General features: G+C 59.1%; 17 protein-coding genes and 5 pseudogenes. 13 read left to right on the top strand and 9 right to left on the bottom strand.

The genetic code is table 11. The annotated features are described in order from the left end of the window. Nucleotides 1-22: 22 nt before the first annotated feature. Together CK215_RS32305 and CK215_RS30895 are read left to right on the top strand one after the other, a co-directional pair. Nucleotides 23-262 carry a hypothetical protein gene (locus CK215_RS32305; RefSeq protein WP_095832492.1) on the top strand — a complete coding sequence of 80 codons (240 nt, stop codon included), beginning with the start codon at nucleotides 23-25 and terminating at the stop codon, nucleotides 260-262. 59 nt (nucleotides 263-321) lie between these two features. Continuing rightward, nucleotides 322-529: pseudogene (locus CK215_RS30895) on the top strand (ISAs1 family transposase); the annotation flags it as partial. A 337-nt stretch (nucleotides 530-866) separates the two neighbouring features. Here the strand turns inward: CK215_RS30895 and CK215_RS24765 are convergent. The 7 genes from CK215_RS24765 to CK215_RS24730 all read right to left on the bottom strand — a co-directional run bounded on the left by CK215_RS24765 (nucleotide 867) and on the right by CK215_RS24730 (nucleotide 8,959). Next, nucleotides 867-2,051: a TlpA disulfide reductase family protein gene (locus tag CK215_RS24765; protein ID WP_095832491.1), complete on the bottom strand. Its 1,185-nt coding sequence runs from the start codon at nucleotides 2,049-2,051 to the stop codon at nucleotides 867-869. A gap of 1,172 nt (nucleotides 2,052-3,223) precedes the next feature. Continuing rightward, nucleotides 3,224-4,456: a cytochrome P450 gene (locus CK215_RS24755; RefSeq protein ID WP_095832490.1), complete on the bottom strand. Its 1,233-nt coding sequence runs from the start codon at nucleotides 4,454-4,456 to the stop codon at nucleotides 3,224-3,226. A 95-nt stretch (nucleotides 4,457-4,551) separates the two neighbouring features. Beyond that, the gene (locus tag CK215_RS24750) at nucleotides 4,552-5,244 is read right to left on the bottom strand and encodes an OmpW family protein (protein ID WP_095832489.1); all 693 of its coding nucleotides are present in this window, start codon (nucleotides 5,242-5,244) and stop codon (nucleotides 4,552-4,554) included. Nucleotides 5,245-6,612: 1,368 nt separating this feature from the next. After that, a complete protein-coding gene (locus CK215_RS24745) occupies nucleotides 6,613-7,569 on the bottom strand; it encodes an ImmA/IrrE family metallo-endopeptidase (protein WP_095776618.1) in 957 nt (318 codons plus the stop codon). Further along, nucleotides 7,566-8,093, bottom strand: coding sequence for a helix-turn-helix transcriptional regulator (locus tag CK215_RS24740; protein ID WP_095776617.1), 528 nt, complete (start codon nucleotides 8,091-8,093; stop codon nucleotides 7,566-7,568). Before CK215_RS24740 ends, CK215_RS24745 begins: the two co-directional genes overlap by 4 nt. A 15-nt stretch (nucleotides 8,094-8,108) precedes the next feature. Next, nucleotides 8,109-8,756, bottom strand: a complete 648-nt coding sequence (locus CK215_RS24735; protein ID WP_095776616.1) for a hypothetical protein — start codon at nucleotides 8,754-8,756, stop codon at nucleotides 8,109-8,111. Next, complete coding sequence (locus tag CK215_RS24730) at nucleotides 8,753-8,959, bottom strand: ribbon-helix-helix protein, CopG family (RefSeq protein ID WP_010913797.1); 207 nt, start codon at nucleotides 8,957-8,959, stop codon at nucleotides 8,753-8,755. Before CK215_RS24730 ends, CK215_RS24735 begins: the two co-directional genes overlap by 4 nt. A gap of 148 nt (nucleotides 8,960-9,107) precedes the next feature. Between CK215_RS24730 and CK215_RS24725 the strand changes: the two genes are divergently transcribed. Genes CK215_RS24725 through CK215_RS24715 form a run of 3 tightly spaced genes read left to right on the top strand, consistent with a single transcriptional unit; the run spans nucleotide 9,108 to nucleotide 11,326 of the window. Next, nucleotides 9,108-9,764, top strand: a complete 657-nt coding sequence (locus CK215_RS24725; RefSeq protein WP_245418792.1) for a multiubiquitin domain-containing protein — start codon at nucleotides 9,108-9,110, stop codon at nucleotides 9,762-9,764. Further along, nucleotides 9,739-11,082, top strand: a complete 1,344-nt coding sequence (locus CK215_RS24720; RefSeq protein ID WP_245418791.1) for a ThiF family adenylyltransferase — start codon at nucleotides 9,739-9,741, stop codon at nucleotides 11,080-11,082. The genes CK215_RS24725 and CK215_RS24720 overlap by 26 nt, the downstream gene beginning before the upstream one ends. Beyond that, nucleotides 11,000-11,326 (top strand): DUF6527 family protein, encoded by a 327-nt coding sequence (locus tag CK215_RS24715; RefSeq protein WP_245418790.1) that lies wholly within the window; start codon nucleotides 11,000-11,002, stop codon nucleotides 11,324-11,326. Before CK215_RS24720 ends, CK215_RS24715 begins: the two co-directional genes overlap by 83 nt. A 580-nt stretch (nucleotides 11,327-11,906) precedes the next feature. On the opposite strand, the gene CK215_RS31415 is transcribed toward CK215_RS24715, so the two are convergent. Continuing rightward, on the bottom strand, nucleotides 11,907-12,098 hold the full coding sequence (locus CK215_RS31415; protein WP_095832487.1) for a hypothetical protein: 192 nt from the start codon (nucleotides 12,096-12,098) through the stop codon (nucleotides 11,907-11,909). Between the two features lie 152 nt (nucleotides 12,099-12,250). Here CK215_RS31415 and CK215_RS31920 point away from each other — a divergent pair. The 6 genes and pseudogenes from CK215_RS31920 to CK215_RS32300 form a co-directional block, all read left to right on the top strand. Next, a pseudogene (locus tag CK215_RS31920) lies at nucleotides 12,251-12,984 on the top strand (leucine zipper domain-containing protein); the annotation flags it as partial. Nucleotides 12,985-13,443: 459 nt separating this feature from the next. After that, nucleotides 13,444-14,873, top strand: a pseudogene (locus CK215_RS24695) (phosphomannomutase). Further along, nucleotides 14,873-16,288, top strand: a complete 1,416-nt coding sequence (locus CK215_RS24690; RefSeq protein ID WP_095832486.1) for a mannose-1-phosphate guanylyltransferase/mannose-6-phosphate isomerase — start codon at nucleotides 14,873-14,875, stop codon at nucleotides 16,286-16,288. Before CK215_RS24695 ends, CK215_RS24690 begins: the two are co-directional and overlap by 1 nt. A gap of 195 nt (nucleotides 16,289-16,483) precedes the next feature. Next, a complete protein-coding gene (locus tag CK215_RS24685) occupies nucleotides 16,484-17,458 on the top strand; it encodes a hypothetical protein (protein ID WP_095832485.1) in 975 nt (324 codons plus the stop codon). A 412-nt stretch (nucleotides 17,459-17,870) separates the two neighbouring features. Beyond that, a complete protein-coding gene (gene ubiM, locus CK215_RS24680) occupies nucleotides 17,871-19,052 on the top strand; it encodes a 5-demethoxyubiquinol-8 5-hydroxylase UbiM (protein ID WP_095832484.1) in 1,182 nt (393 codons plus the stop codon). 462 nt (nucleotides 19,053-19,514) lie between these two features. Then, nucleotides 19,515-19,640, top strand: a pseudogene (locus CK215_RS32300) (helix-turn-helix domain-containing protein); the annotation flags it as partial. 618 nt (nucleotides 19,641-20,258) lie between these two features. On the opposite strand, the pseudogene CK215_RS24670 reads toward CK215_RS32300, so the two are convergent. Then, nucleotides 20,259-20,517: pseudogene (locus CK215_RS24670) on the bottom strand (LysR family transcriptional regulator); the annotation flags it as partial. Between the two features lie 520 nt (nucleotides 20,518-21,037). On the opposite strand from CK215_RS24670, the gene CK215_RS24665 reads away from it, so the two are divergent. Further along, nucleotides 21,038-21,820, top strand: a complete 783-nt coding sequence (locus CK215_RS24665) for a sulfotransferase (protein ID WP_095832483.1) — start codon at nucleotides 21,038-21,040, stop codon at nucleotides 21,818-21,820. Nucleotides 21,821-22,735: 915 nt separating this feature from the next. After that, nucleotides 22,736-23,905, top strand: coding sequence for an MFS transporter (locus CK215_RS24655; RefSeq protein WP_095832482.1), 1,170 nt, complete (start codon nucleotides 22,736-22,738; stop codon nucleotides 23,903-23,905). The last annotated feature ends 71 nt before the right edge of the window (nucleotides 23,906-23,976 follow it).

Below are 23,976 nucleotides of genomic sequence, written 5' to 3'. Positions count from 1 at the left end.
ATTTGAGGACGACTTCTTCACGGTGCCGTTCATCTCGGCCGGCGCCAAGATCGATTCTCAGATGACCGAACGCGCCAGCGTCTTCCTGGCCGCCAATGGCGACAAACATTTTCGGAAGAAAGGCTACGCAAAGGCCTACAACATGGCGACCGCAAACAAAAAACCTACAAGGATAGCGCTGGCAAGACTTCTATGCCTTCACGCTGCGGGCCGGCTTCAGGCTGACGTTTTGAACGCAGCCATGTCTGACGCTGAGCCGTAGACGATGCGTGGAGTGACGATTTGGAGTAAGGACGCACAATACATCTGCGCGAAATCCTGATCGAGAACGCGCTGCACTGGACCCTCGACGTCGCCGCAGCGAGGATCAATCCCGCCTCCGAAAGGGGCACGGGGCGCATTACATGGCTATCGTCAGGCATTTCGCCATCCAAGCGTGCCGTCACGACAAGCCCCCATCAAGCTCAGGCGCAAAAAGGCCGGTTGGACCGACTATCTCGCTGCAATCCTCGGAGAACTTCGCCGTTGACCCCGATTCGGAGCTCTGCCCAAACGGCGCCGACCTCGGCCAGGATGTCAGGAATATCCGGGCGGGCGTGATCCGGCTGGCGTGAAGGTGTTGTTCGCCGGACATCAAATTTTTATTCCCGACGACCGTCTGGCGCTGGTTCGCGAAGCCGCTTCGAAGCGCGCAAAGCCAGTAGCTCAGCTGATGGCCCGCCTAACCAAAGGCCGGCATCGTAGTAGACCGCAGTCCTTCTGACCGACGTCCAAGCGGCCCAGGCGATTTCGCAAGCCGGACGCGGGTTCGCGCCGTTCGCATCAAGAGCTGCCCGGCCAAGTTGTCCCTCGCATAAAGCTGACGGTTAGCCGCAAACGGTATACCAGCTGTCGAATCGGCCATTGTTTGGAGCCACGCAAAGACCACCGTAGCAGACATTCTCACCCTTGAAGTAGGCCAGGAACTGCAGCAAATGCAATACTTCGTCCTGTTCATCTTCGTCGCGGATCCGCTCCGGAGCACCCTGCGACTTCAGTGCAAGGTGGATCAACTCGATCGCCCGATCTTTGTTGCCGCTCTCGTGATAGTACAGGGCTGCCAACGGATAAGGCAAGAGCTTGCATTGATCGCTTTCGGGGGGATTCAGTTCCAGGATGTGTTCGGACAGCTGTTTACCCATTGCCAAGCGCTCAGCAGACGGAAACTGCGAATAGTCAAAGTTCGGGGAGAAGAGTTCCTCTAGCGCCGCAGTCATCCATTTCTCGGATTTTCTGTGGATCGCGTCGCGAACGAATTGGCTCATGACCGGCAAGCCGACCTGCATGTCCTTCATTGTGCGAAGCAACAGATTCACGTGAGAACGGCGCAAACCGAGGTTGTCCGGCATCAAGGCGATGCCTTCCTCGATCGCCGAGAGCGCCGCCTTCCAATCCTTCTTCTCCACCGCCGCGCTATATATGTCATTGATCTTCTTCTTCAGCGCCTGTTCGCGCGCTATCGTTTCGCCTACCGCGATCCGCTCCCTATCGGCGGATTTTGCTTTATTGCTGGCGCGCCAGCTGCCAGTAAGCACTTTCGGCAAAACCTCATCGAGTTGCATCGGGTAACCGATAAACGCGATTTGGCCGTCTCGGTCGACCACGAACGAGGTCGGAAGCGCGAAAGAAAAGCTGGGCTCCATCCAAAGCGTGTTCATTTCGCCGGTGAAGTCGAACGCGATCCGATAGTTCAGATTCATAAACTTTTCGGTCAACCAAGTGTCCAGCGTGCTTCGGGCCTCATCGGCCGTAGGAGCGTCTTCAGAAGCCGCGACCCCGATGATCTCAACTCCGCTGTCCTTGTATTTCTCCTGCAGCTGCATCAGACGGGGCATTCCATCCACACAAGGGGCGCACCAAGTTGCCCAAAATTCGACGATGTACACTTTGCCCGGCTCAAAGCTGGTGAGGGGCTCGCCACGCAGCCAGCTCTCGACTTGAATCGAAGGGGCCGGGGACCCGATCTGCAATACCACGTTGCGGTCTAATGCTTTTTTCAAAGCTTTCTGCATTGGTTTCCTCTCGGAGGCGGACGGGTTCAGGGAAGCATCCTTGTCTTGCACCGTTGCTTGTGTGCAAACGCTGTGCCAGCGGGCTCAGCGCGCTAACCCCATGATATCTTTGAAAAGCCTCTGAAGTGCCCGGATAGCGGTTGTAATGAAACTGACAAGCCCTTTGTCAGGTTTTGGACGCGCATTGCCCGCTTTAAGGTGGGTTGTCCCTTATGTTGAGGGTGATGCATGCTCGTTGCACTTACTTGGAGAGAGTGGGGCGGGGGGCAGCCCAGAGCCAGATGAGTCATCAGCATGTTGCGAGGCCTGACTCCAGCGTCATCTTTGAATGAATCAGCGTGAGGGGGATACTTTGGTGGGTGATCATGGATGGGTTCTCCTTGTTCTGTGAGGCGTGTCCGGGACCGCGCACATTCCGTGCCAAACGAGAAAGCTCGTTTCGGCAATGAGTAATCGGACTCTGCTATGTTGCGGATCCGACATTGTCGGGAATCGGACAGCGCCAGGAAGTGCGTGCCACTTAAGTTTCTATCTTGCCCGTCGCTGGGGCATGGCGCTGCTCGCCGGCCGCACGAGCAAAAATTGACGACAGAAAGACCGCCGGCCGCGCGGCTAGCGCTCAGCCGTTGCTGCGATCAAATCAGGACCGCGGACAACCTCCTTCGCGAGTGGCGGCCGGGGCCCGGAGATTAGGTCTTTCTCTCGCCACCACCAGTCTGGAAACCTCAGGATTGTTTCATTGTATCTTCGAGGTCAGCCTGGCACCTCAGGGCTTGAAGACATGCAATCAGGATATGACAAAGCACTCGTGGCCAACACCGGTTGGCAGCATGCAAAATGGGTCGAGGAGGCCGGTGTCTGCTTGCCAATCTCGCCGGCTCAGATCGTGCTCTCTATCGGCGGCGCTGGACCGGGTGAGCACAACAGCCTCGTGGCCGACGCTTTGGCCGCGGCCGGCTGGGCACGCCGGAGTTGAGGCAGCCGCCCCGCCAGCATTAGCTGCCAGCCAACGGCAGATCGGCCCTGGCCGGATGCGCTTGACCCGGGCAACCACCTGCCGCGGCTGTTGTGGCCAGCGGAGAGGCAGGAGGGCCCCGAGTACGGCTAATCGCGGAACAACTGGTCGAGCCTTCCACGCAGAATCAGTGAAGCCGGGGTGAAGGCCGCACTCTCTAGGCCATGGACGGGCGGAAGGTGACCGGCAGCCTCTGCGGGCAGCGAATGACGTAAGACGGCATGTAGACAACGTCCTCCGCGGCGATGGTCAGCGCTAGATCCTTCAGCCGCCCAAACAGCGCGGGGAAGGCGCAGCCCAATTCCAGGCGCGCCAGCGCAGCGCCCAGGCACGAATGCGGCCCCTGGCCGAACGACAGGTGCGGGCTGTGCCGCCGGGTGACATCGAACCTGTCGGCGCCCGGACCGAAGGCCCTTTCGTCCCGGTTCGCCGCATGTAACGCCATCAGCACGGCGTCGCCGCGGCGCACCATGCATCCGTCGATCTCCACGTCCTGGGTGGCATAGCGGAACGGCAGATTGGCCGCTGAGCTGCCCCAGCGCAGAATCTCCTCGATCGCCTGTGACCACGGAACTTGGCCGCTGCGCACCAGGTGTAGTTGCTGCGGATGCGTCAGCAATGCCAGCATGCCATTGCCGATGACGCCGGTGACAGTCACGAAGCCTGCAGAGAGCACCATGAACAGCATGTCGATGAGCTCGGTGTCGGAAACGAGCTCGCCATTGTCGCGTGCGACGATCAGCGCCGAAGCCAAATCGTCGCCGAGCTGGCGCCGCTTGAGCGAGATCAGACAACGGAAGAACTCCGGGATGCGCTGCCGCGTCTGTCGCACCTCTTCGGCTGTGGCGGAGGTGTTGGCCAGGCTGTAGGTGAGCGCGACGATCTCTTCACGCTGTTCGTCCGGCAAACCGAACAGTTCGGCGATCACGTTGGTGGGCAACGGAGCGGCGAACTCGCACATCAGATCGGCACTGCCGCCGCGCTGCGCCATCTCGGCCAGGAGTTGATCGACGCGTTGTTCGATCCGTGGCGCGAGCAAGGCAATACGACTGGGCGTGAAGCTGCTGGACAGCAGGCCGCGCAAGCGCCGGTGATCGGCGCCGTGCGCGGTGGCCATGTTGTCCACTTTGCACATCCCGATCAGCGGATGATCCTCGGGAATCTCGCCGTCCTGCAGCGCCCGCCACTGTCGCCAGTCCTTGTTGAAACGCTGGTCGGAAAGCATCCGCCTGAGCGTCTGATGACGGCCTGCCGCCCACGTCACCACATCGCCAGGCAGCGACACCCGCGCCACCCCCCTCTGCCGCAGAATTGCAGAAGACAGACCATCAAGTTGCGTGGGAGCGGCCGGCACACCGATCACGTGCCGATGATCGTTTTCTACGCGCATGCCAACAACTCCCTTAAGACCCATCGCGGTGCCACTTCTCGGCGCGGATGATCCGGGCGCGGACTTGGAAAATGCCTCTTCAGGGTGCTTCGTCGTTAGAACCGGTAGGTGAGACCTGCGCCAACCAGCCATGGATCGAGCCTGGCTTTGCCTGTGAGCTTAGCGCCGGCGACAGTGACGTCGAAGTCGGGCTTCAGGAAAAGCTTCTTCACGTCGAAGTTGACGCCCCAGTGCTGGTCCACCATGTAGTCGAATCCGACCTGCAGCGCGGCGCCGAATGTGTTCTTGACCTTGAGATCATCGGCGCTGCCGGCTTGCTGATGATAGAAGATCGTATAGTTCACGCCGGCGCCGACATAGGGCTTGAAGGGGCCACAATCGGTAAAATGATACTGCAATGTGAGCGTTGGCGGCAGCAGCCAAACCTTGCCGATCTCGCCCAGCCCGCCGATCGAACCTTGGCCATCGATGTTGGCATAGGTGGTGCCGAGTATGAGTTCGGCGGCGATGTTGTCGGTGAAGAAATACGATATATCGAGTTCCGGCGTCACGCTGTTCGAATAGGAAAGACCGGAGCCGGGCACCGCGTTGACGTAGCCCGAATCCTCGGTGATCACCCCCAACGCGCGCATGCGGACCTGCCAGGGGCTTGGCGCTTCCGCGACCGGGGCTCCTACCTTCGGAACGCTCGCGGCTTGATGGATATCTGCCGCGCCGGCCTGTCCCGCAACGATGAGGACGACAGCCGCTGTTACTGCCCGCGCCACCCCAATTCGCGCTCTCCCCATACTCTTCTCTCCTTGATCTTCAGAAGCGACGCACTGCGCCTTGATTGAATCCTGCTCGCATCGATCGAGATTGACGGAGCGCTCATGCGGGACAGCCCCCGCATATGTCGTGCCAAGATGAGAAAATCATTGCGAAACAATGCGATCACTCTGAGAGGGCTGTGTCTCATGTCCGACTTCGTCGAAGATCCGACAACGAGTGCAGACGCAGCCACCGTCGGGTAGGCAAATGCAATCCCGAGTCGCCCCGGTTCTGGGACGGGAACGGGCTGTACGTTTCAAGCCCTCGGAGATTTCACGCGGTATCAGCCTATATTCACGATGCGGTCGCAGACCGGGCACCGTGGCCACCGCGGGGAGTGGCTTGCCCGCGTACCTGCCCTGACTGGCAATTCGCCGCATGACGGCGGCTCTGCACTTCGGGCGGAGAACCTGTCCCACCTTGGTGTAGATGCGCTGTTTCGATTGCAGCGTCGCTGACGAGACCGCCGTGGCACTGAAGAAGCGATCGCGGACAAGAGCTGGCAGCACCCATGTCCGGAGTCGAAAGACTCATCGGTGGGACGGACAGACCCAGATATTTCCATCGGCCGCTCGTTTTTTAAGCCGATCTTCGTATGCCAGGGTTTCGTGTGGTTGCCTGACAGCTGTTTTGATCCGTCGGACCACATCGCGCACCTGGTCTGCTCCGGCGGCGAGGCGCTTCTCCCCAAGCGAGGAACACCCGCTGTGCATGGAAGGCAGCGATGTTTTGCGGACATTTGCCGGATCCGCCGTTTTCATAGGGCACGGCAGGGTAGGTCCTTGCGGTTTGTCCTGATCGACCCGACCGTTTGGCCGCTGATGGGCCGCTAGCTGCAGCGCGTTCAGGCCTTCCGACAAGCAAAATATCTGCTACCGACATCGCCACCGGCCTGTCAGAGCTTTGAAGCACCTCAATCCCACAGGGCGCGCCAGCTGAGCGGGGCGAGCAAGAGGCCAAAGGCGATCACTGAGCCAACGGAAGGCGGGATTTGAACGCCTATGTTCTTCAGCCGGCGGCATCCATCGCCGGCGAGAGTGCACACTTTGCGCCAAGATCTTCGCTGCGTCTTGTGGAGGTCTGTGCATCGTGAAACCAGGCTCGTGCGCTGCAGCTGCATCGGCGCAATTTTCCGAAGCAGCGCATTCCCACGCGCGAAGTCATCCATCCGAGGAGAAGCTGGCGGACTGATACCTCTCCACAGTTCGTCCGCCTCAAAAAAAGAGCCCGACGATCGACTGAGCGCCTGGAATGAGGGGCATTGCTGTCCGGCAGCCGGGGCCGCAAGCGGCCGCCTGTGTGCTGTCATCGGGCACTTGAAATAACCGTCTGTTGGTAACCTGTAATCAGGCTACCCTGTAGCCGACGGGGGAAATGCGTTGGTGCTTCTTCTTGTAAATGCAGTAAGTGAGCAAATCATAAGTATTTGAGAAGCTGTGCAACCAGAATATGTGAGGTTCGCCGTTCGCATCATAAAAGATGCTTTCGCCTTCGCCTACCGGACCCCGCTTGCGGTTCGTTGCGTGATCGCAGATCGCGGAATAGGCGACTTCGGTCGTGATGCCCGGAAAGTGCTCAGCTAGCGCTTTCGATCTCGGGAAATAGGCCACATTGTCGTTCCCCGCCTTCTCGCAGATATCCCTGTGATAGGGATGCCGGCTGACAACGCCGAAGGCAGGAAATTCAGGATTGCGTTCGCAAACCATTTGCCAAAGCGTTGTAGTAAGGGTGTTCCCGTAGCGCTTGCGAAGCTGCTCAATGCTCTTCCATTCAAACGAGCAGTCCAGCGCTTCGGGACGAAATCTTCCTCCGAGGAACAAGAGATGGCGCCCACCGTAATTGGCTTCCGCCTCCATTGCCTGATGGAATGTCGGGTTCAGAGTGGACTCATTGTCCCCCAGAAGCAGGGAGCGATGCCAAGGAAGAAGGTCATGGGTAATCTCATGTGCGATGAGGAAGCGTCGCTTCAGCTCGGCTACGTCATCATCGATGAAGATTCGCTTGTCGCCTTCCTTCAGCATCAGGATACCACGAAGGCCATATTGCTGGACCACATCGACCATGCGCTTGGCCGTGCTGGTGATCTCGTTGCCAGCGAGTCGCGCCCGGTGGGCGATCTCATCCAGTAAGCTCAGGTTCGCTTTGCTATAATAGGTAAGGTCAAGCTTTTGCAGCGCGCGCACCTGCTCGAGCCGTAATGGGGGCTCTGGATTGCCGAGATCACGGAGCAGACGTGATATGTGCTCATGGATATCTCGGCGCTCAAAGTCCCCAATTATCGGCTCAATCGCGGACATGATCATCCATTCTTCTTATCGATTGAGGCCAGTACCTTGACGAAATCGTTGAGGTCGCGCCTTTCAGCCTGGCTTAGCTTCGATAGGTCGTCCGAACTCGCGGCAAAACGATGCGCCGCTTCGGTGAGATTGTCGTTCTGCGCAGACGATGCCGCGGTCAGCTGTTCTACAGCACGTGCTGAAACCCCAATGAACTCGGCTAGCTGATGAACGGTACGCGGGCCTGGAACATAGCAGGGATCCTTCTCCACCTTCTCCAATTCCGCCGCATCAACACGAATTTTGGCAGCCAACTGCGCAATGCTCAATCCGTCCTTGCGTCGAAGCTGATGCACCAACTTAAAAAGCACAACAGATTTCTGTTCGGAGGCAGCCGAAGGCTGCCCCGCAGTTGCTTGATGACGAGACTTCTCCTGCATAAGACGTCCAAGCGGAGCTGCATCGCGCAGCGGGAGTCCCGCGTCGCAATCGACATCTGGATCATGTTCGATATGGCTGCGCAGCCAATCGGCAGTGAAATGTAATTTCATGGTCGACTCCTCTTGCTAGTGTTGCACGGATAGGAAAGTCGCAGCATCCCTGCTGGAAAGCTCGAAGTATCTCAGACCTTTATGCACTCCTTCGCTATCCGCTCCAAGATCCGTCATTCCGATCGCATCTCGGTAGAAAACTTCTGCGCCAGGAAGTGAATGCAGACCGATACGGCCACCAAACTCTTCTTCCAGGCTCAAGCTGACGGCCGTACCAACGAGCACACGCCCCGCACCCTTGTAAATCGGCTCAGCAACCAGCTTTGGTCGATTCCATGGAGCCGTCGCCAGAAACTCCACGTAGATCAGCGGCACTCGCTGATGCTCGGGGTGGCGACTGAAGCAGTCTTGGCCCCCTTTGCGCGTCATCATGATGGCCTGTGTGCTGCCACCACATTCGAGCACGAAGAAATCGAACAGGAATGGATCGTCCAGCGCAACCAGCGCCTTCTTGCCCCATTCCCAATGGGCATCTTCTGCATTGACCTCCGCTAAAGTCTGAAGAGAGGCCTTGGCTTCCCTCCGACGCAACTCAAAAAGCGGCCGCCAGCGTCCCTCGATATGCGCGAGATTGGTGCTGTCCAGGCCATGATACAGATCTGCATCTTCGAACCGGCCTGTTGCGCGATTTAAGAGAAAGACGCGATCGATCAGCTCTTTCATAGAACCATCAGCTCTACTTTTTCTGACTTATCCGCGCTTTCGACAAACACCTTTTCGCCACGCGCCAGTCGATCGTCGACTGATTTGTAGAGCCGCAGCGCTTGGCGAACGAGCGCGGTTTTGGACAGCCCTTTTTCTTCACACATGGTTTCAAGGACGCTCATTTCCGCGTCCGACAAGTTAAGCGTCATCGTGCGCTTCATGGGCGCCTCCCTAACCGGCATTGTTTATGTAGCTATAAAGTCCATAATTGTCAACCAAAAAATGATGACAAAATAGCTACCAAGTAGCTAGACATTGGCTAAAAATTGCATATATGTTTTGTGCAGAATGAGAGACAAGGAGGCTTCGATGCCTGGCGTGACGAACTTTACATACAAGCTGGACGGCCGTGTGGTGGCTTCCAATGACGCCATCATTTCTGGTCGCGAGGTCCGCGCCCTCGGTGGGCTTGATCCGGCCAGCGACTATGTTCTCATCCAGATAGTGGACAGGACAACGCGTTCGATCGGCCTTGAGGAAGCGATCGACCTGCGGGAGATGCCCCACTCTGAGTTCCTTTCATTCGAAGGCGACAGGACCTTTTCTTTCACCGTCAACGAGCGTGGCTGGGAGTGGGGATCGGCGACAATCTCCGCGGCTGACATCTACCGCTACGCCAGCATCGATGAGGATCTCGAACTGATTCTGGACGGCGCCGGCGATACGGTCATTCCCGCTGACGGCGCGGTGACTCTTGGTGGACAGGGCGTCGAGCGCATCCGCAGCCACGAGGCGAAAACGGTGGTTATCAAGGTCAACGGTCGATCGCGCACGGTACCAAGGAGAAAGCACAGCTATCGCGAGATTGCACTGCTGGCCTACCCCGACGCCAACTTTGAGAAGTTCAAGTACACGATCACGTACCTGAAAGGTGTCCACGGCGCGGAAGGTGATCTGGTGGAGGGCGAGAAAATCGAAGTCAAGAACGGGATGGTCTTCAATGTCCGCCGATCTGATAAGTCGTGATCCGCATCTCAAGCGGCTGCTGGACGAGGGGTTTGAGCTCGAGATGCGCGAGCTCGTCCTTCTCGTTCACAGCGTCCCCTACGTGAAGCGCGACAGGTCGCTTGGCCGCGGCACGCTTGTCTGCACGCTCTCGCTGGATACCCAAGGCCTGACCTCGACTCCACAGACAGACCACACCATGTGGTTCACCGGAGAGACGCCCTGCCATCGCGATGGCACGCCGATGACCAATATCATCCACAACAGCAACGAGGCGACTGTCGGATCCGACATCAAGGTCCATCACTATTTCTCATCGAAGCCAGAAGGTACTGGCCAGTATGCCAACATTTACGACAAGGTTGTCACCTACGAATCTCACCTCGCCGCCGCTGCGCGGTCGCACGACAGGACCGCGAACGCGCGCACAGGCGTCACGTTAGCCAGTGCGGAGGACGATAGCCCGTTCGCAATCCCCGATTCTGCGTCAGCCCGCTACGGAATCGTCCTCGCCAATCGCAAGCTCAGAGGCCGCATCGCGATCATCGGCCTCGGCGGCACAGGTGCCTATCTGCTCGATCTCGCCGCCAAGACCCGCGTTGCCGAAATCCACATCTACGATGACGACCAACTTCTCAACCACAATCTTTTCCGCTCGCCTGGTGCTCCCGAACAGGCGCTGGCGAAGAATTTTCCCCGCAAGGTAGATTATTACGCAGCGCTTTACGCGCGTATGCACAAGGGCGTGAGGCCGCACGCCACCAGGGTCAAGGCTGACAACATTGACGAATTTGCAGGTTATGACTTCGTCTTCGTCTGTGTTGACAAGGGATCGTCGCGGCGCGTGATTGCCGAAGGGCTGGTTCGCCTGGGCATTCCATTCGTCGACACCGGCATTGGTCTTGGGCTCGATGACAACACGCTCGACGGTTGCGCACGGGCGACTTTCATTGCCCCCGGCACGCCGTGGGCGGAGGTGGCGACCCATCTGTCGTTCGGTGACGACGATGACGAGGCCGATGTGTACGGAACCGAGATCCAGACCGCCGAGCTCAATTCGTTGAACGCCATCATGGCGATCATGCGCTGGAAGCGCTGGCTGACCTTCTATCGTGATGAGCGCAACGAAAGAAACGCGACATACATGATTGAGGGCAACAACATCACGAACCGGGGGCATGATGGCTCGGGTGGATTGTCTTACAACGGTCTTTGTCGAAGATATTCCCGAACAGCTGGAAGACGGGGTTCTTTACGTGTCGCGCCAATGCCACGTTGCCCTCCACAATTGCGCCTGTGGCTGTGGCGAGGAGGTTTCGACACCGCTCGTTCCAACTGAATATGACCTTGTCATGGAGGACGAGGGCGCCTCGATCTGGCCGTCGATCGGCAATCACGACTTCCCTTGTGGCTCGCACTACATCATCAAACGTGGCCGAATCCATTGGGCCGGCAAGATGTCTCGCGAGCAGATCGAAGCCGGCCGCGCCTATGACCGCCTTCTCAAACGCGGCGCCGAGCCAAAGGGGCTCAGGGCCATCTTCGCATGGTTCAAGCGCCTGTGGATCAAGTTGATCGGCTAACCAGCGTGAGGCCGAGGGCATAGCGTGTGCGGCCACAGATCAGGTTGGCGACGCCTTGCAACAAGGGCGTTATATATTTGACAGACCCAAACGGATACCGCGATTAGGAATCTAAGGAGTTATCGCTATGTCCATTCTATCCCACCCCTACTTCCACGACGAAGCCGCCGCATTGAGCATGTCGAAGGCATGTTGTGGCCGCAGGGTCCGGTTTGCCACCACTGCGGCTCTATGGCAAAGCACTACTCCCTTGAAGGGTGGCCGTACGAAGCCGTCCAAGAAGCATCCGCATGGCTGAGCGATTCACTTTTCGTTCACTATATGAGCGCAAGCTAACGTAAGGTCATGCTGGTACCGCGTACATGCCTGAAGCCCTAGCGCCGATCACCCTCCGCGCTGGGGCTTTTCTGTGTCTCAAGAAGGTGTGAATGTTGGAGGCGCTTGAGGGACTGTTCAAGGGCAAGCCGTGATTGCTCGACCTTCAATCTAGCATCTTCCACTCCGGCGCGGGAGCGGCCAATCAAGCGGCGCGCGCTATCGACAAGCCGCTGTTCTGTTCCCCATGGATGCATCTCTTGGATCACCGGGCAACCCGTTCAAGCTCTGTCGATAGCTGGTCAGGATCAATCAAACCTCGCCCGAAAAGCGCCAGGACTTTAAGCGCTATGCGCTCGCGCTCATCCTTCCCTGCAGCCAGGTGCTTGGCACAATAGTCGTTCAGGCCTTTCGTAAGAATTGCGAGTTGGGAATCCGCCACACCGTATGCCGACATACTCGTCTCTCCAGACGGACGACGGGAAGAAGATACACCCAGAAAAAGTCAGAAACGAGTCAATTTGAAAGCGTGGATCTGTCAAATATACAATCGCCGCAACAAGCGGCTGTTCGGCAGGTTTGAGGGTGACACCGCGGCGTCGAGAGGAGATGGCCCGCGCCGTCGTTGAACGCAGCTTCTCTAAAGCTCAAGCGGCAAGAACCTACGGTGTGACGCCGAAGGTGGTCGCGCGCTAGGTCGAGCGATACGCGGCTGAGGGCTGCGCCAGCATGTGCGACCGCTCATCGACGCCGAAAGCGGTCGACCAGATTTGGCCCTGCGCCGTCAACGGCTGGCGGGCAAGGACATCGCCAAGCGTACAGGTGTTTCGCCAACGACTGTGAGCAGGGCGCCCAAGCGTCGCCGGCCTGTCACGGCTTAGGGATATGGAACCGGCCGAGCCTGTTCGCCGCGATGAGCGCGACATGCCAGTCGAGATGATCCACATCGACATCAAGAAGCTCGGTCGCTTCGATCGTCTCGGCCACCGCATTACCGGCGATCGAAAGGGACAATCCAACAGCCGCGGCATCGGATGGGAGTTTGTCCATTCTGCACCGATGACGCTTCGCGTGTGGCCTCCTCGCAAATCTCGCCCGACGAGAAGGAGGAAAGCGCGCCATTGCCTTCCTCAAGGTTTGCTTTCGCCTTCTATTCCGGTCTCGGGATGCCGTCGAGCGAGGTGCAAGGTCTTTGCCTTTGCCAAGGCTTTCCGCAAGCTCGGCTCAAGCACATCCGCATAAAGCCTTATAGGCCGACCACTTGATACAAACCGCGGGCCTATGCCGTCGCCTATCGGACCTCAGACTTCCACGCAGCCGAGTTTCCAGCCTGGCCTCACCGATAAAACTCATCGACCGCATGGCAGCCTCAAGCCACAACCTGTTGAAGCTCCACATCGAGCCGACCTTAATACATTGGCTAAAACCGCAGGGTTCTACGGCGCTGATCCAGAAGGCTTCCCTATCCATGCCATGGATGCATGCCATCCAAACAACCAAGTTTACCGATACGTCATGATGCTGCATAGCGAAGTACCGGCGGGCACCGACCGATCACTCCCTGCCTTGATCGTTAGATGAGCGCGCCAAGAGATTTCAATAGAAGGAGAGCTATGGTTGCCCCTGACTTCCAGTGGAGGCCCTAACTTCCGTTCTGAGCTCCTGTTTGGGTCGTTCTGCAAATTTGATCGGCCGTTACCATGCTGAAGAGAATTACATCTGGATAGACCGATGGCGCTTTCAATAGAAGCACTAGCCCACTGCAATATACCACCTTACCTGTCCACCAGCAAAGCGAAGTCATGAAGTTCGGGTCAAGCGGCGTTCGAGGTTTGGATTCGGAATTGCTCGGCAAGGCCAGCGGGCTTTATACCGAAGCTTTCGCCTGGCGTTTGAGTTCGAGCCAGGTTCAGCCGAATAGTTCGGTCTTCGTAGGCCGCGACCTGCGTGACAGCAGCCAAGCGATAGTCAACAATTGCATGGCGGCGTTGGCCGCAAATGGTTTCCAGCCGATCGATTGCGGCGCCATACCGACGCCTGCCCTGGCACTGTATGCACGCAGACACGGCGCGGCTGCTCTTATGGTCACTGGGTCGCACATTCCAGCCGATCGCAACGGCATCAAATTCTACGGCCCGAATGGTGAGATCAGCAAGGCGGATGAGGCCGCGATTACGCGCTTTGTGGCCGAAAGATCAAATGCATATTGCTTGCCACCCGCTCCTCTGGGAACGACGTGGCCTATCCGCCACGAACAAGCGATGGCCTCTTATCGAGAGCGCGCCAATGACACGCTGGAGCCGGGCTCCCTTTCCGGCCTGAGACTTGGAGTCTACCGGCACAGTTCGGTAGCAGCAATGCTTTTGGTGGAAATTCTTCAATCGCTCGGCGCCGGCGTGGTCGCCGTCGGGAAAACCGAAACTTTCGTGCCTGTCGATACCGAAGCCGTGGATGCAGCCACGATGCAAAATTGAAAGAATGGGTCCGCGAATTCAATCTCGATGCCATCGTGTCGACCGATGCAGACGCTGATCGGCCACTCATTGCCGATGAAAATGGCGATCTGTTTCGCGGCGATCTGGTTGGGCTCGCCACGGCTCTCTTCCTGAAGGCGGATACCGTCGTGACGCCTGTGACCTCCAATTCCGGCATTTCGAAAGCTTTCGGCTTCGACGTCCTGAGGACAAAGGTCGGGTCCCCCTTTGTCATCGAAGCCATGGAGGCGTCACATCGTGCCGGCAGCATCGTTGTCGGCTTCGAGGCCAATGGTGGCGTTCTCCTGGGGTCGGATTACACGGCGAACGGGAAGACTTTGACCGCCCTGCCGACGCGGGACTCGCTTCTCCCCATCCTGGCTGTTCTCGGTACCATGGCATCGACAAAGAAGAAGCTGTCGCAACTGCGCGAGCTCTGGAAGCTTCCGGTATGCGCGAGCGACCGGCTGCAGGATTTCTCCGCCGAAAGTTCAAGCAGATTGATGGATCGCCTCGCAAACCTAGACGCACTCCATCAATTTCTCGCCCCGTTCGGGACCGTAGCCGAAGTCGACAAAACCGACGGCTTCAGGGTGCGTATGCGCACAGGCGAGATCATACACCTGCGGCCCTCCGGCAATGCACCGGAACTGCGCTGCTATTCGGAAGCTTCGAGCGAGAGCAGAGCCACGACGATCGTCGCCTCGGTGCTGAAAAGAGCGCAGGCATTCGCGTCGCAGACGTTAGAGGGCATTTGATGAAAGTGGTTCCTGTCATCATCAGCGGCGGAGCCGGCTCGCGGTTATGGCCCGCCTCCAGGCAATCGCACCCCAAGCCTTTCCTCAAGATGGCGGACGGGTATTCGCTCATTCAGCACAGCGTCTTGCGCGCCGCTTCCATAGTGGGGGCGGCCGAGCTCGTCACCGTGACCTCCAAGGACCATCTCTTCCTCACGAAAGACCATTTTGACGAGCTGGATTCCGTCGTGCTCCCGCGCACCTTCCTGCTCGAGCCGGAGGGCCGGGACACGGCCGCCGCTATCGCCGCGGCGACCATCCACGCCAAGGCGACACAGGGGCCGGATGCAATCCTGTGCATTTTTCCCGCGGACCAGATGATCGGCGACCTGGCGGCCTTTGGAAGCGCCATCAGTCGGGCGATCGAGCATGCGGGGCAGGGGCGCATTGCAACCTTGGGCATCAATCCAGACAGGCCGGACACGGCATTCGGCTACATCGAGGCCGATGGCGAAAAAGTCGTCCGTTTCGTCGAGAAGCCGGACGTCGAGACCGCCAAATCCTATGTCGCCTCCAAACGTTTCTTCTGGAACGCCGGCATCTTCTGCTTCAAAGCGCAGGTCATGCTCGATGAGATTGCCCTGCATTGCAAGGAGGTGGTCGATGCCGTTCTCGGCAGCTACGAGAACGCCGCGATCATTGACGGCGAGCGCTTCGCCAGCATCGAGCTCTCGGCCAAGCATCTCGCTGTGGCTCCGCGCATCTCGCTCGACCGGGCGGTGATGGAAAAGGCGCTCAATCTCGCCGTCGTTCCTTGCGAGATGGGGTGGAATGACATCGGTTCCTGGAACGCAATGGCCGAACTGATCCCTCCCGACGAGAGCGGCAACAGGATCCGCGGCGATGTCCATGTAGTGGACACCGTCGACACCTACATAAGCTCGGACAAACGAGTCATAGGGACGGTTGGCGTCAGCGACCTGGTGATTGTCGATTCCCCCGATGCGCTGCTCGTTGCATCCCGCGATCGCGTCCAGGACGTCAAGAAACTGTTCGAGGGGCTCAGGGCTGCGGGACATGATGCGCACTTGCTTCACGGTACCGTGCACCGGCCCTGGGGCACCTACACGGTTCTGGAGGAAAGCGAGGGCTTCAAGATCAAGCGCATCGAGGTTAACCCGGGCGGGCGCTTGAGCCTGCAGATGCACCATCACCGCTCCGAGCATTGGGTCGTGGTCAGCGGCACTGCGAAAATAGTCAACGGCGACCAGGAGCTACTCCTGACCACCAATCAATCCACCTATATCCCGTGCGGCCACAAACACCGGCTCGAGAACCCCGGCAATATTGGCCTGGTTATAATTGAGGTCCAAAGCGGCGAATACCTCGGCGAAGATGACATTGTGCGATTTGAGGACGTATACGGTCGAACCTGACAGTCCTACGTCTACAGGTCGTGATCAGATCGTTGAGGTTTCCCTTTCCTCGCCACGCGCAAGGCTATTGTGCATTGCACAGAATCCGACCCGCGGCTACACGTCCGTCCGCTGCGGGAATCGGGCTTGGATCCCAGCGGCGGGGCAGCGAGATCCGATGCTTCGTCGATATCGCATTCATAGCTGAGGACCTTCATGACCCTTTCGAGCCCTGACAAATCCGGCACCGCTAGTCTCGAGGCCATCGCGCGAGACGGCGGCGTGCTGCGCCGCATCGCCGTGCGCATTCCCACCTATCTTTCGGACACTCGGGAGAACCCGGCATGGCTGCCGATGTTCGTGCTGGCCCGCACCATGCCGGCCCGCAGGATGCACTGGCGTGGGGCAAAGCCGGTTTGCGTGTCGCAAAAGGCCCACGACACGATGTTTGCCGGCGTCAATCGCCAGGACGTTGTCGAGGCGCTGCGGTCGGACGGGCTGTTTTGCGGGCTCGTCCTTCCGACTTTCATCCATGAGGAGATCGCCGCCTTCGCCCGGTGCACGCCTTGTTTCGGCAATTTCGATCGCCGTCTCGAATTCATGCCTGAGGACCATGCCGAGGCCGAAAAGCGTTTCGGCCGCTCCTTGCTCAGCGGCCACTATTTCGAACGCATCCTCGGCTGCGAGGCAGCGGTCGCCCTCCAGAACGACCCGCTTCTGCTCGACATCGCCGCGCATTATCTGGGCGCTCAGGCGAAACTGATCACCACACGCGTGTGGTGGAGCTTTCCCACCGGCCAGGCTTCCGACGCCGACAAGAACCGTGCCTCGCTGGGGAAGTATCATTTCGATCTCGATGACTGGCGGATGCTGAAATTCTTCTTCTATCTGGCGCCGGTCGACGAGGGCACCGGCCCGCATGTCTATGTCCGGGGCAGCCACAAGCGGCGCATCCTCAAGCATCAACTGACGCTGCTCGTCGGCCATCCCGCGCATGAGGTTCTCAACGTCTATGGCGATGACAGCCCCGTCACGCTGACCGGCGAGGCCGGCCTCGGATTTGTCGAGGATCCGTTTGGCTTCCATATGGGCACCGTGCCTTCGCGCACGCCACGATTGATGATGGAAGTCGGCTTCGGCGTGTCGCCGCCCTCGCGCCGGCGCTTCCATGGCGAGCCGGTCATTCGCTGATCTCGCAAAGTGCTGAAAACAGCTTTCCCCAGATCACACGCCTGGTTCTCCCTTGGGCTAGCTGGTGCCATGGCGTCGTCATGGGATCAGCTGGCACACTGGATCGAGGTCATCCGACCCCGGTTGGGCCTCGACTGACCCAGATCAAGGCCATGTTCTTGTCGGCGTGGTCTGATCGGCCAGTTCTTCAGGGGAAACGCATGTGCTGACCGAAAGCCTGATCGTCGCTCCCATCATCTTTACAATCCGGACCATACGGCGGGCAAATGACGCTTCACCAGCCAGGAACCGACGCGAGAAACGCGCCTGAGGCGATGCGGCGGGCCATGGATCGCAGCGCGATCGATGTGCGACATACGGCTCGAATCCAGCAGCGTTTCGCGAAGAGAGCCGACGCGCAGGCGGCACGCTGATGCCCGGCCTTGACGACAGCTTCGACATCATTGTCGTTGGCGCCGGGCCGGTCGGTCTTTCCTTCGCCGCATCGCTTGCCCACAGCGAGTTCAAACTGGCGGTTGTCGAAGGACAGTCCCTGGAAAGACTGGCAAGTCCGGCTTTCGACGGTCGCGAGATCGCGCTCACCCACGCCTCGATTGGCATCCTTTGCGAGCTCGGCGCCTGGGATGTTATCCGTGCTTCGGACAAGTCACCGCTTCAAGGCGCACGCGTCCTCAACGGATCGAGTCCCTTTGCGCTGTGTTTCGATTCACCGGGCCGATCCGCAGAACCACTGGGCGTTCTGGTCCCGAATTGCCGGATCCGCGATGCCCTTTTCAAGATCATCCGCTTGCAGGGCCATGTTCGGCTGCTGTGCGGCCACTCGGTCGTGCGTGCAACAAACAGCCGCCAGCGAGCAGTTATAACGCTCTCCAATGGCAGGCAGCTGACCGCTCGGCTTCTCGTTGCCGCCGATTCGCGTTTGTCCGCCACCCGCAATCTGCTCGGCATCGGCGCCGATATCAATCGGCTTGGCAACTCGATGCTGATTTGCCGGGTGAGGCACGAGCGCCCCCACCATCAGATCGCGATCGAATGGTTCGATCATCATCAGACGATAGCGATGTTGCCCCTCGCCAAGGGCGTGTCGTCGCTGCTTTTGACTTTGCCCTCAAACGAGGCCGAAGGACTGCTTGCCCTTGATGACGAGTTGTTCCTGATGGAGTTGACGAAACGCTGTCGAGGCCGCCTCGGCAACATGAGCCTGGCAAGCCAACGCCATATCTATCCGTTGGTCACGACCTGGGCGCACAGGTTCCGGGCGCCGAGCGCCGCATTGATCGGCGACGCTGCCATCGGCATGCACCCGGTGACCGCGCATGGCTTCAACATCGGCCTCGGCGGCCAGAAGCAGCTCGCCCGTGGTATTCAGACAGCATGGCGCGACCGTCGCGACATTGCCGATCCCGACATGCTCCACAGATATGAAAGCCGACTGCGCCTGTCGGCCGCGCCGCTCTACCATGCTACGAATATTCTCGTCGGTCTCTACTCAAGCGAGCATCCGGCAGCACGGCTTGCAAGGCATGTGGGGCTGCGCCTCGGACAACATCTTCCCTTTGTCCGTTATGGCATTGCGGCCATGCTGAGGCGGTGAACCCCAGTCACAGTGGCATCGTCCGCGTGCCGGCCTAGCAGGCTGGCGAGTGTGGTTCGATGTGAGCGGTCGCGGCTGCGCGGAATCGTCGATCGCCGCAAGAGCATGACGCCTTCCTCCCCTTGTATAGGCGAAGGCGTGCTCTGCTCTTTCAGGCGTCTGTGTTCCTAGTGCGGACGACGAGGTATCTGGGCCGGTCAATCGGCTTTCGGTGCTGATTATGGCAGGGCCGCCCCTCTACTGAGCGATCGGTCAGGATTGCTCTGTCTTGGAACGAGAGAGGACCGCCGCGATTTTCGACCCGCGCAGCGCCCAGCCGGTTCCCTGGTTGCACGCTTGCCGTTCCATGGTCAGCCGCATCCGGCGCAGCCGGCACACGAGGTGGGCGACCGAACGAACCGCAGGGGCGACGATCCGAAGGAGCCCAATTGCTCCACAATGGGCCTCGCGGCTGACGGAACGCGGCTGATCGACGCGATGGAGAAGGCCAACTGGGTCCATGCTAGGGCGGCTCGTATCCTCGGCCCCACGCCGCTGCAAGTCGGCTATGCTCTGCGCCGGCACGGAATTGAGGTGAAGAAGTTCTAAACGCCTGGATGATGTCAGGTCGCGAAGTCGCCCCCGGCCGTTGTGACCCTAGACATGCGGCACCTCTCGCGAGCGAGTTCGCTTCGTCAATGTCGGGGGCCGAGACATTGGGCGATGACACCTTTGTGAGTTGGCATAGGATTGGACGTTGAAGCGCATTCTGGAACAGAGTTTGAAATGGCCGAGTTGAGCCCGCTGCGCCGCCTGAGCGAGGACATGACGGTCTGCAACAACGATCGCACATCCACACGGTAGCGAAGGTGTTCCGTTTCTCCGGAACGACGATGCGCGCCGTCTTGTACGTCTCCTTCGCGATGTAAGTGATCACGCCGCAAGCTCAGATAGCTGAAGGTGGAGTTCGCACAGGAGGTGCGGTGTCTCCTTCACCCTCATCGCCGCCGCCCGACCCTCCATCATCCAGATCGGCTACTGGGCCAGTGTGCCGACAGGCTGTCGGATGGGAGGTCGACCTCGTCACCACGGCGATCGCCCGGCAACAACAACCCATTTCCCTGTACCGGGATGAAATCGGTACCTGATAATCGTCTCGCCCCGACTGATAGCGGGCACTACATGAAGCTGGGAACGCAAACGCCCCTCACGCAGGTCGTTCTCGAGAGGCAGCAATTCAAAGCCGGTGGCGGGTGCTTCCCGGGCGACACGCTCCACGACCGCTTGAAGACCGTCATGAAATCGGAAGTGCCGATCCTGAAGCGACGCGCCGATTGGGTTGGGTTGAACTATCCCAGGGAATGATAGAGAGCTGGATGTGCAGCAGAGCCTCGCGGACCGCGGGGACGAGCCCTTCCGCACGGCGTGTTGGGACAAGTTCACGGCCTCTGATGATAAATAGCTCGTCGCGGAAAAAGTCGCGCACCGGCTTTAGCCCGTAGAGCATTCACATCAAGGCCCTTGAAGCGCACGGTCGATTTTTCCACGGCATGGATGTGAAGTATCCGAACAATCGATTTTGCGACGTTTATGGAGTGCTGCATTTCTGAAGTAGACGTCTAGCATCAAACGAGGCCATGCTCACTCGAATATGTTCTTCGGACGTTGCGCAAGCTCCATCGATCCGGCTGACGCAACCAAGCCAGGCCGCTTGGAGGCATACCACCGGCAAAAGCTCCGTACGCTTTCCAGACTGGTCGAGATCGGATCGCGTGGCGCCTAACCCAGGAAACGGCAAGAGGAAGTTATTCCATGCGCTTCCCAAAGTACGCCGGGAGACTATGCGGGAAATGAGCTGGAACTTGCAGACAACGTCGAATTCGCCGAATTCTTTGAAAAAGCCATTTTTAGGAAGGCGGCTTACATAGAGTTGCTGCGCCGCTTCATCCAGGGCTGACATCGTAGGTCAACCCCAGCCGAACAAACCTTGGAACGGAAACACTTGCATGACCCATCCAATGCCTTCACCTAGCCCATTTGTGATCCTTGCGATGCCGAGGGCGGGTACGCATTACTTGGAAGAACTGCTGAACGAGCATGCGAGCGTACTGAGCAATGGTGAGTTGCTCAACCCCTATGATACTAACTGGGTCGATAAGGACCGCTTTCTAGGCAGCGATCGCGAGCTCCTCGAGCTTGCCTACTTGCGTTATCCCAACGCAACCGACAAGAAGGTGACGCGCGTCGGTTGCAAGATCAACGAACCTCAGTTTCGCGAGCGTCCGGGCTTTTTTGCTGAGCTCGCGCGTTGGCCATGCCTGAAGGTCATCCTTCTAGTTCGCAGAAACACATTGGAATCGCTACGATCGCTGACACAGGCGAGGCAAACCCGCCAATGGCTTAAGTACATTTCGAGCAACGACGCGAATCCATGCGTCAAACTGACAGTCGCCTGCTGCGAGGCTTATTTCAAGACCGCCGATGAATTCCACAATCTCGTCGCGCGCTCCTTCGCGTCCACCGACTTGCATGTGGTCGAGTACGAGAGCCTTCTTGGCGAACCCTCTGCGTGCTTGGCAACAATTTGGGAGTTCCTGGGGATTCCAGCGGTTCGGCTCTCTGGTGCCACTATTCTTAAGCGGCAGGAAGCGCGCCCCCTGGACCAAACGATAGAGAATTTCGGAGAGTTGCGGCGTCACTTCGCAGGCGGACCTTACGCGCGATTCTTTGAGGTTGGTGACCGTCTGAATAGTCGGCGCAGCGGAAAGCGAGAGACTGCCCTTCCTTAGCCTCCGGGATACCGACGTCGACGAGCTCGCTCGCCCTTCCGACAGTAGTGCAGCGCTGAATTCAGGGCGAAAAAGCGGCTCGACGATGAAGGGCAGCATGGGCATCCAAACCTAGAGACCGCACACCCGCAAGGCACCGGCACCACCATCACCGCTTCTCGCAATCGGCACGTCCGTGTTCATACGGCCATCGCGTAAGACATTCCAGGCCGAGCGAAATAGGGATGCCGCCGGCGAAGCAAGCGCCGGAAATGGCAATAACGGCTCGAATGGCCTCCTGTGCTCGCAATACCGGGAAGCAGCACGAACATTCGCATTGGTATGGCGATGCCGGGAGTTGCTGCGTGAGACGGCGCGGGCGCACGAAATTGTCATTCACGCCGGATCGACGTGCGCATGCTTGTGTCGGTCCCGCCGAACCTGTCGGTATCGGGTGCGGTGCAGCGCCTGAAGGGACGCAGTTCACACAAGCTGCTGAGCGAGTTCGGATATTGCGCAAACGCTACTAGGGCCAGCATCTGTGGGCGAGGGGTCATTGGGTTGCCACAAGCGGCAATATTACCGACGAAATGTGGGGAACCAGACGCCGCCCGAGCCTGACGACAATATCAACGTGACGTGAGTTCGCGCCCTGTCCGCCGGACGGCGGAGCGATCCGGCTTTGAGCCGTAAGCTGAAGCCACCGGTTTTAGCCAGTGAAGCATTCACCCGATGCTCAGAAGGTAGCCGGGAAACTCCCTCAACGCGCGGCATGGGCTTCCCGGACAGCAGTGCAGAAATGACAAAGCCGGGGCGACAATGTCGGACAGGCGACGTATCTGTTTACGCTATCTGCTTGTTCCAGAATGACCTTTTATTCGGAACGGCACATGCTTGGTTGTCCGCGAGTCATCACCGAGCGAGTCTGGACACCCCATGCCTTTGCCGATCCTTGCACTTGCCATTGCATCCTTCTGCATAGGCACCACCGAATTCGTCATCATGGGACTGCTGCCGGAGGTGGCCGCCGATCTCGGCGTTTCAATTCCATCGGCCGGCTTGCTCGTCACCGGCTACGCGCTGGGCGTTGTCATCGGCGCACCGATCGTCGCTGTGGCGACGGCCCGCCTGCCGCGCAAGCCGGTGCTTGTCGGCCTCGCTACGCTCTTTGTCATCGGCAATCTGTTCTGCGCGCTTGCGCCCAATTACTGGCTGCTGATGGCGGCGCGCGTCTTCACCGCTTTCGGCCATGGCGCCTTCTTCGGCATCGGCTCGGTCGTCGCCGCGAGTCTTGTGCCGCGCAACAAAAGGGCGAGCGCGATCGCGCTCATGTTCGCCGGTCTGACGCTCTCCAACATACTCGGCGTCCCCTCCGGCACCGTGCTCGGCGAAGCCTTCGGCTGGCGCGCCACCTTCTTTGCCGTCGTTGGCATCGGGCTGGTCTCGGTCGCGGCCATCGCCTGGCTGGTGCCTTCGGATGTCGCCGAGCCGAGCGGTGGCCTGCTCGCTGAATTGCGCGTGCTCGGCAAGCTGCAGGTGTGGTTGGCGATGGTGATCGCCTCGCTTGCATCGGCCAGCCTGTTCGCGGTTTTCACATACATCAAGCCTTATCTCACCGCCGTCTCCGGCCTGTCGACGGCGACCGTCACCTGGGTGCTGCTCTTGTTCGGCGCCGGCATGACGATCGGCAACCTCATCGGCGGCAGCCTAGCCCAATGGAGGCTGATGCCGACGGTAATCGGCACGCTTTTCGCCATGGCCTTGATGTTCGTCATCTTCGCCAAATTCGGTGCGATAGGGATGGTTGCCATAGCCATCGTCTTCCTATGGGGTATGCTGATCTTCATCGTCGTGCCGCCGCTGCAGATCCGCGTCATCGAGGCGGCTGCCGAGGGCCCGAACCTGGCCGCCACGCTCATCCAGAGCGCCTTCAATGTCGGCAATGCCGGCGGCGCTTGGATCGGTGGCCTCGCTATCTCCTGGGGCGTGTCCTACGCCCGGTTGCCGCTGGTAGGTGCGGCGCTGGCGCTGCTAGCCGTCGCCGCCGCTGTGCTGCTGGAGTCAGTCGACCGCCGTACTGTCCCGCAGACGCGGCCGGCGGAATAGCCGCTCTGCGCATGGTAAGTCGGCACCGCCGAAATTCTGGGCTGAATACGAAGGGTAAGGCGATGCGACGA

Source organism: Mesorhizobium sp. WSM3864, from assembly GCF_002294955.1.
In the GTDB taxonomy this organism is placed as follows: domain Bacteria; phylum Pseudomonadota; class Alphaproteobacteria; order Rhizobiales; family Rhizobiaceae; genus Mesorhizobium.
Note: the sequence above shows the minus strand (reverse complement) of the source record. Positions and strands in the feature narration are given on the sequence as shown.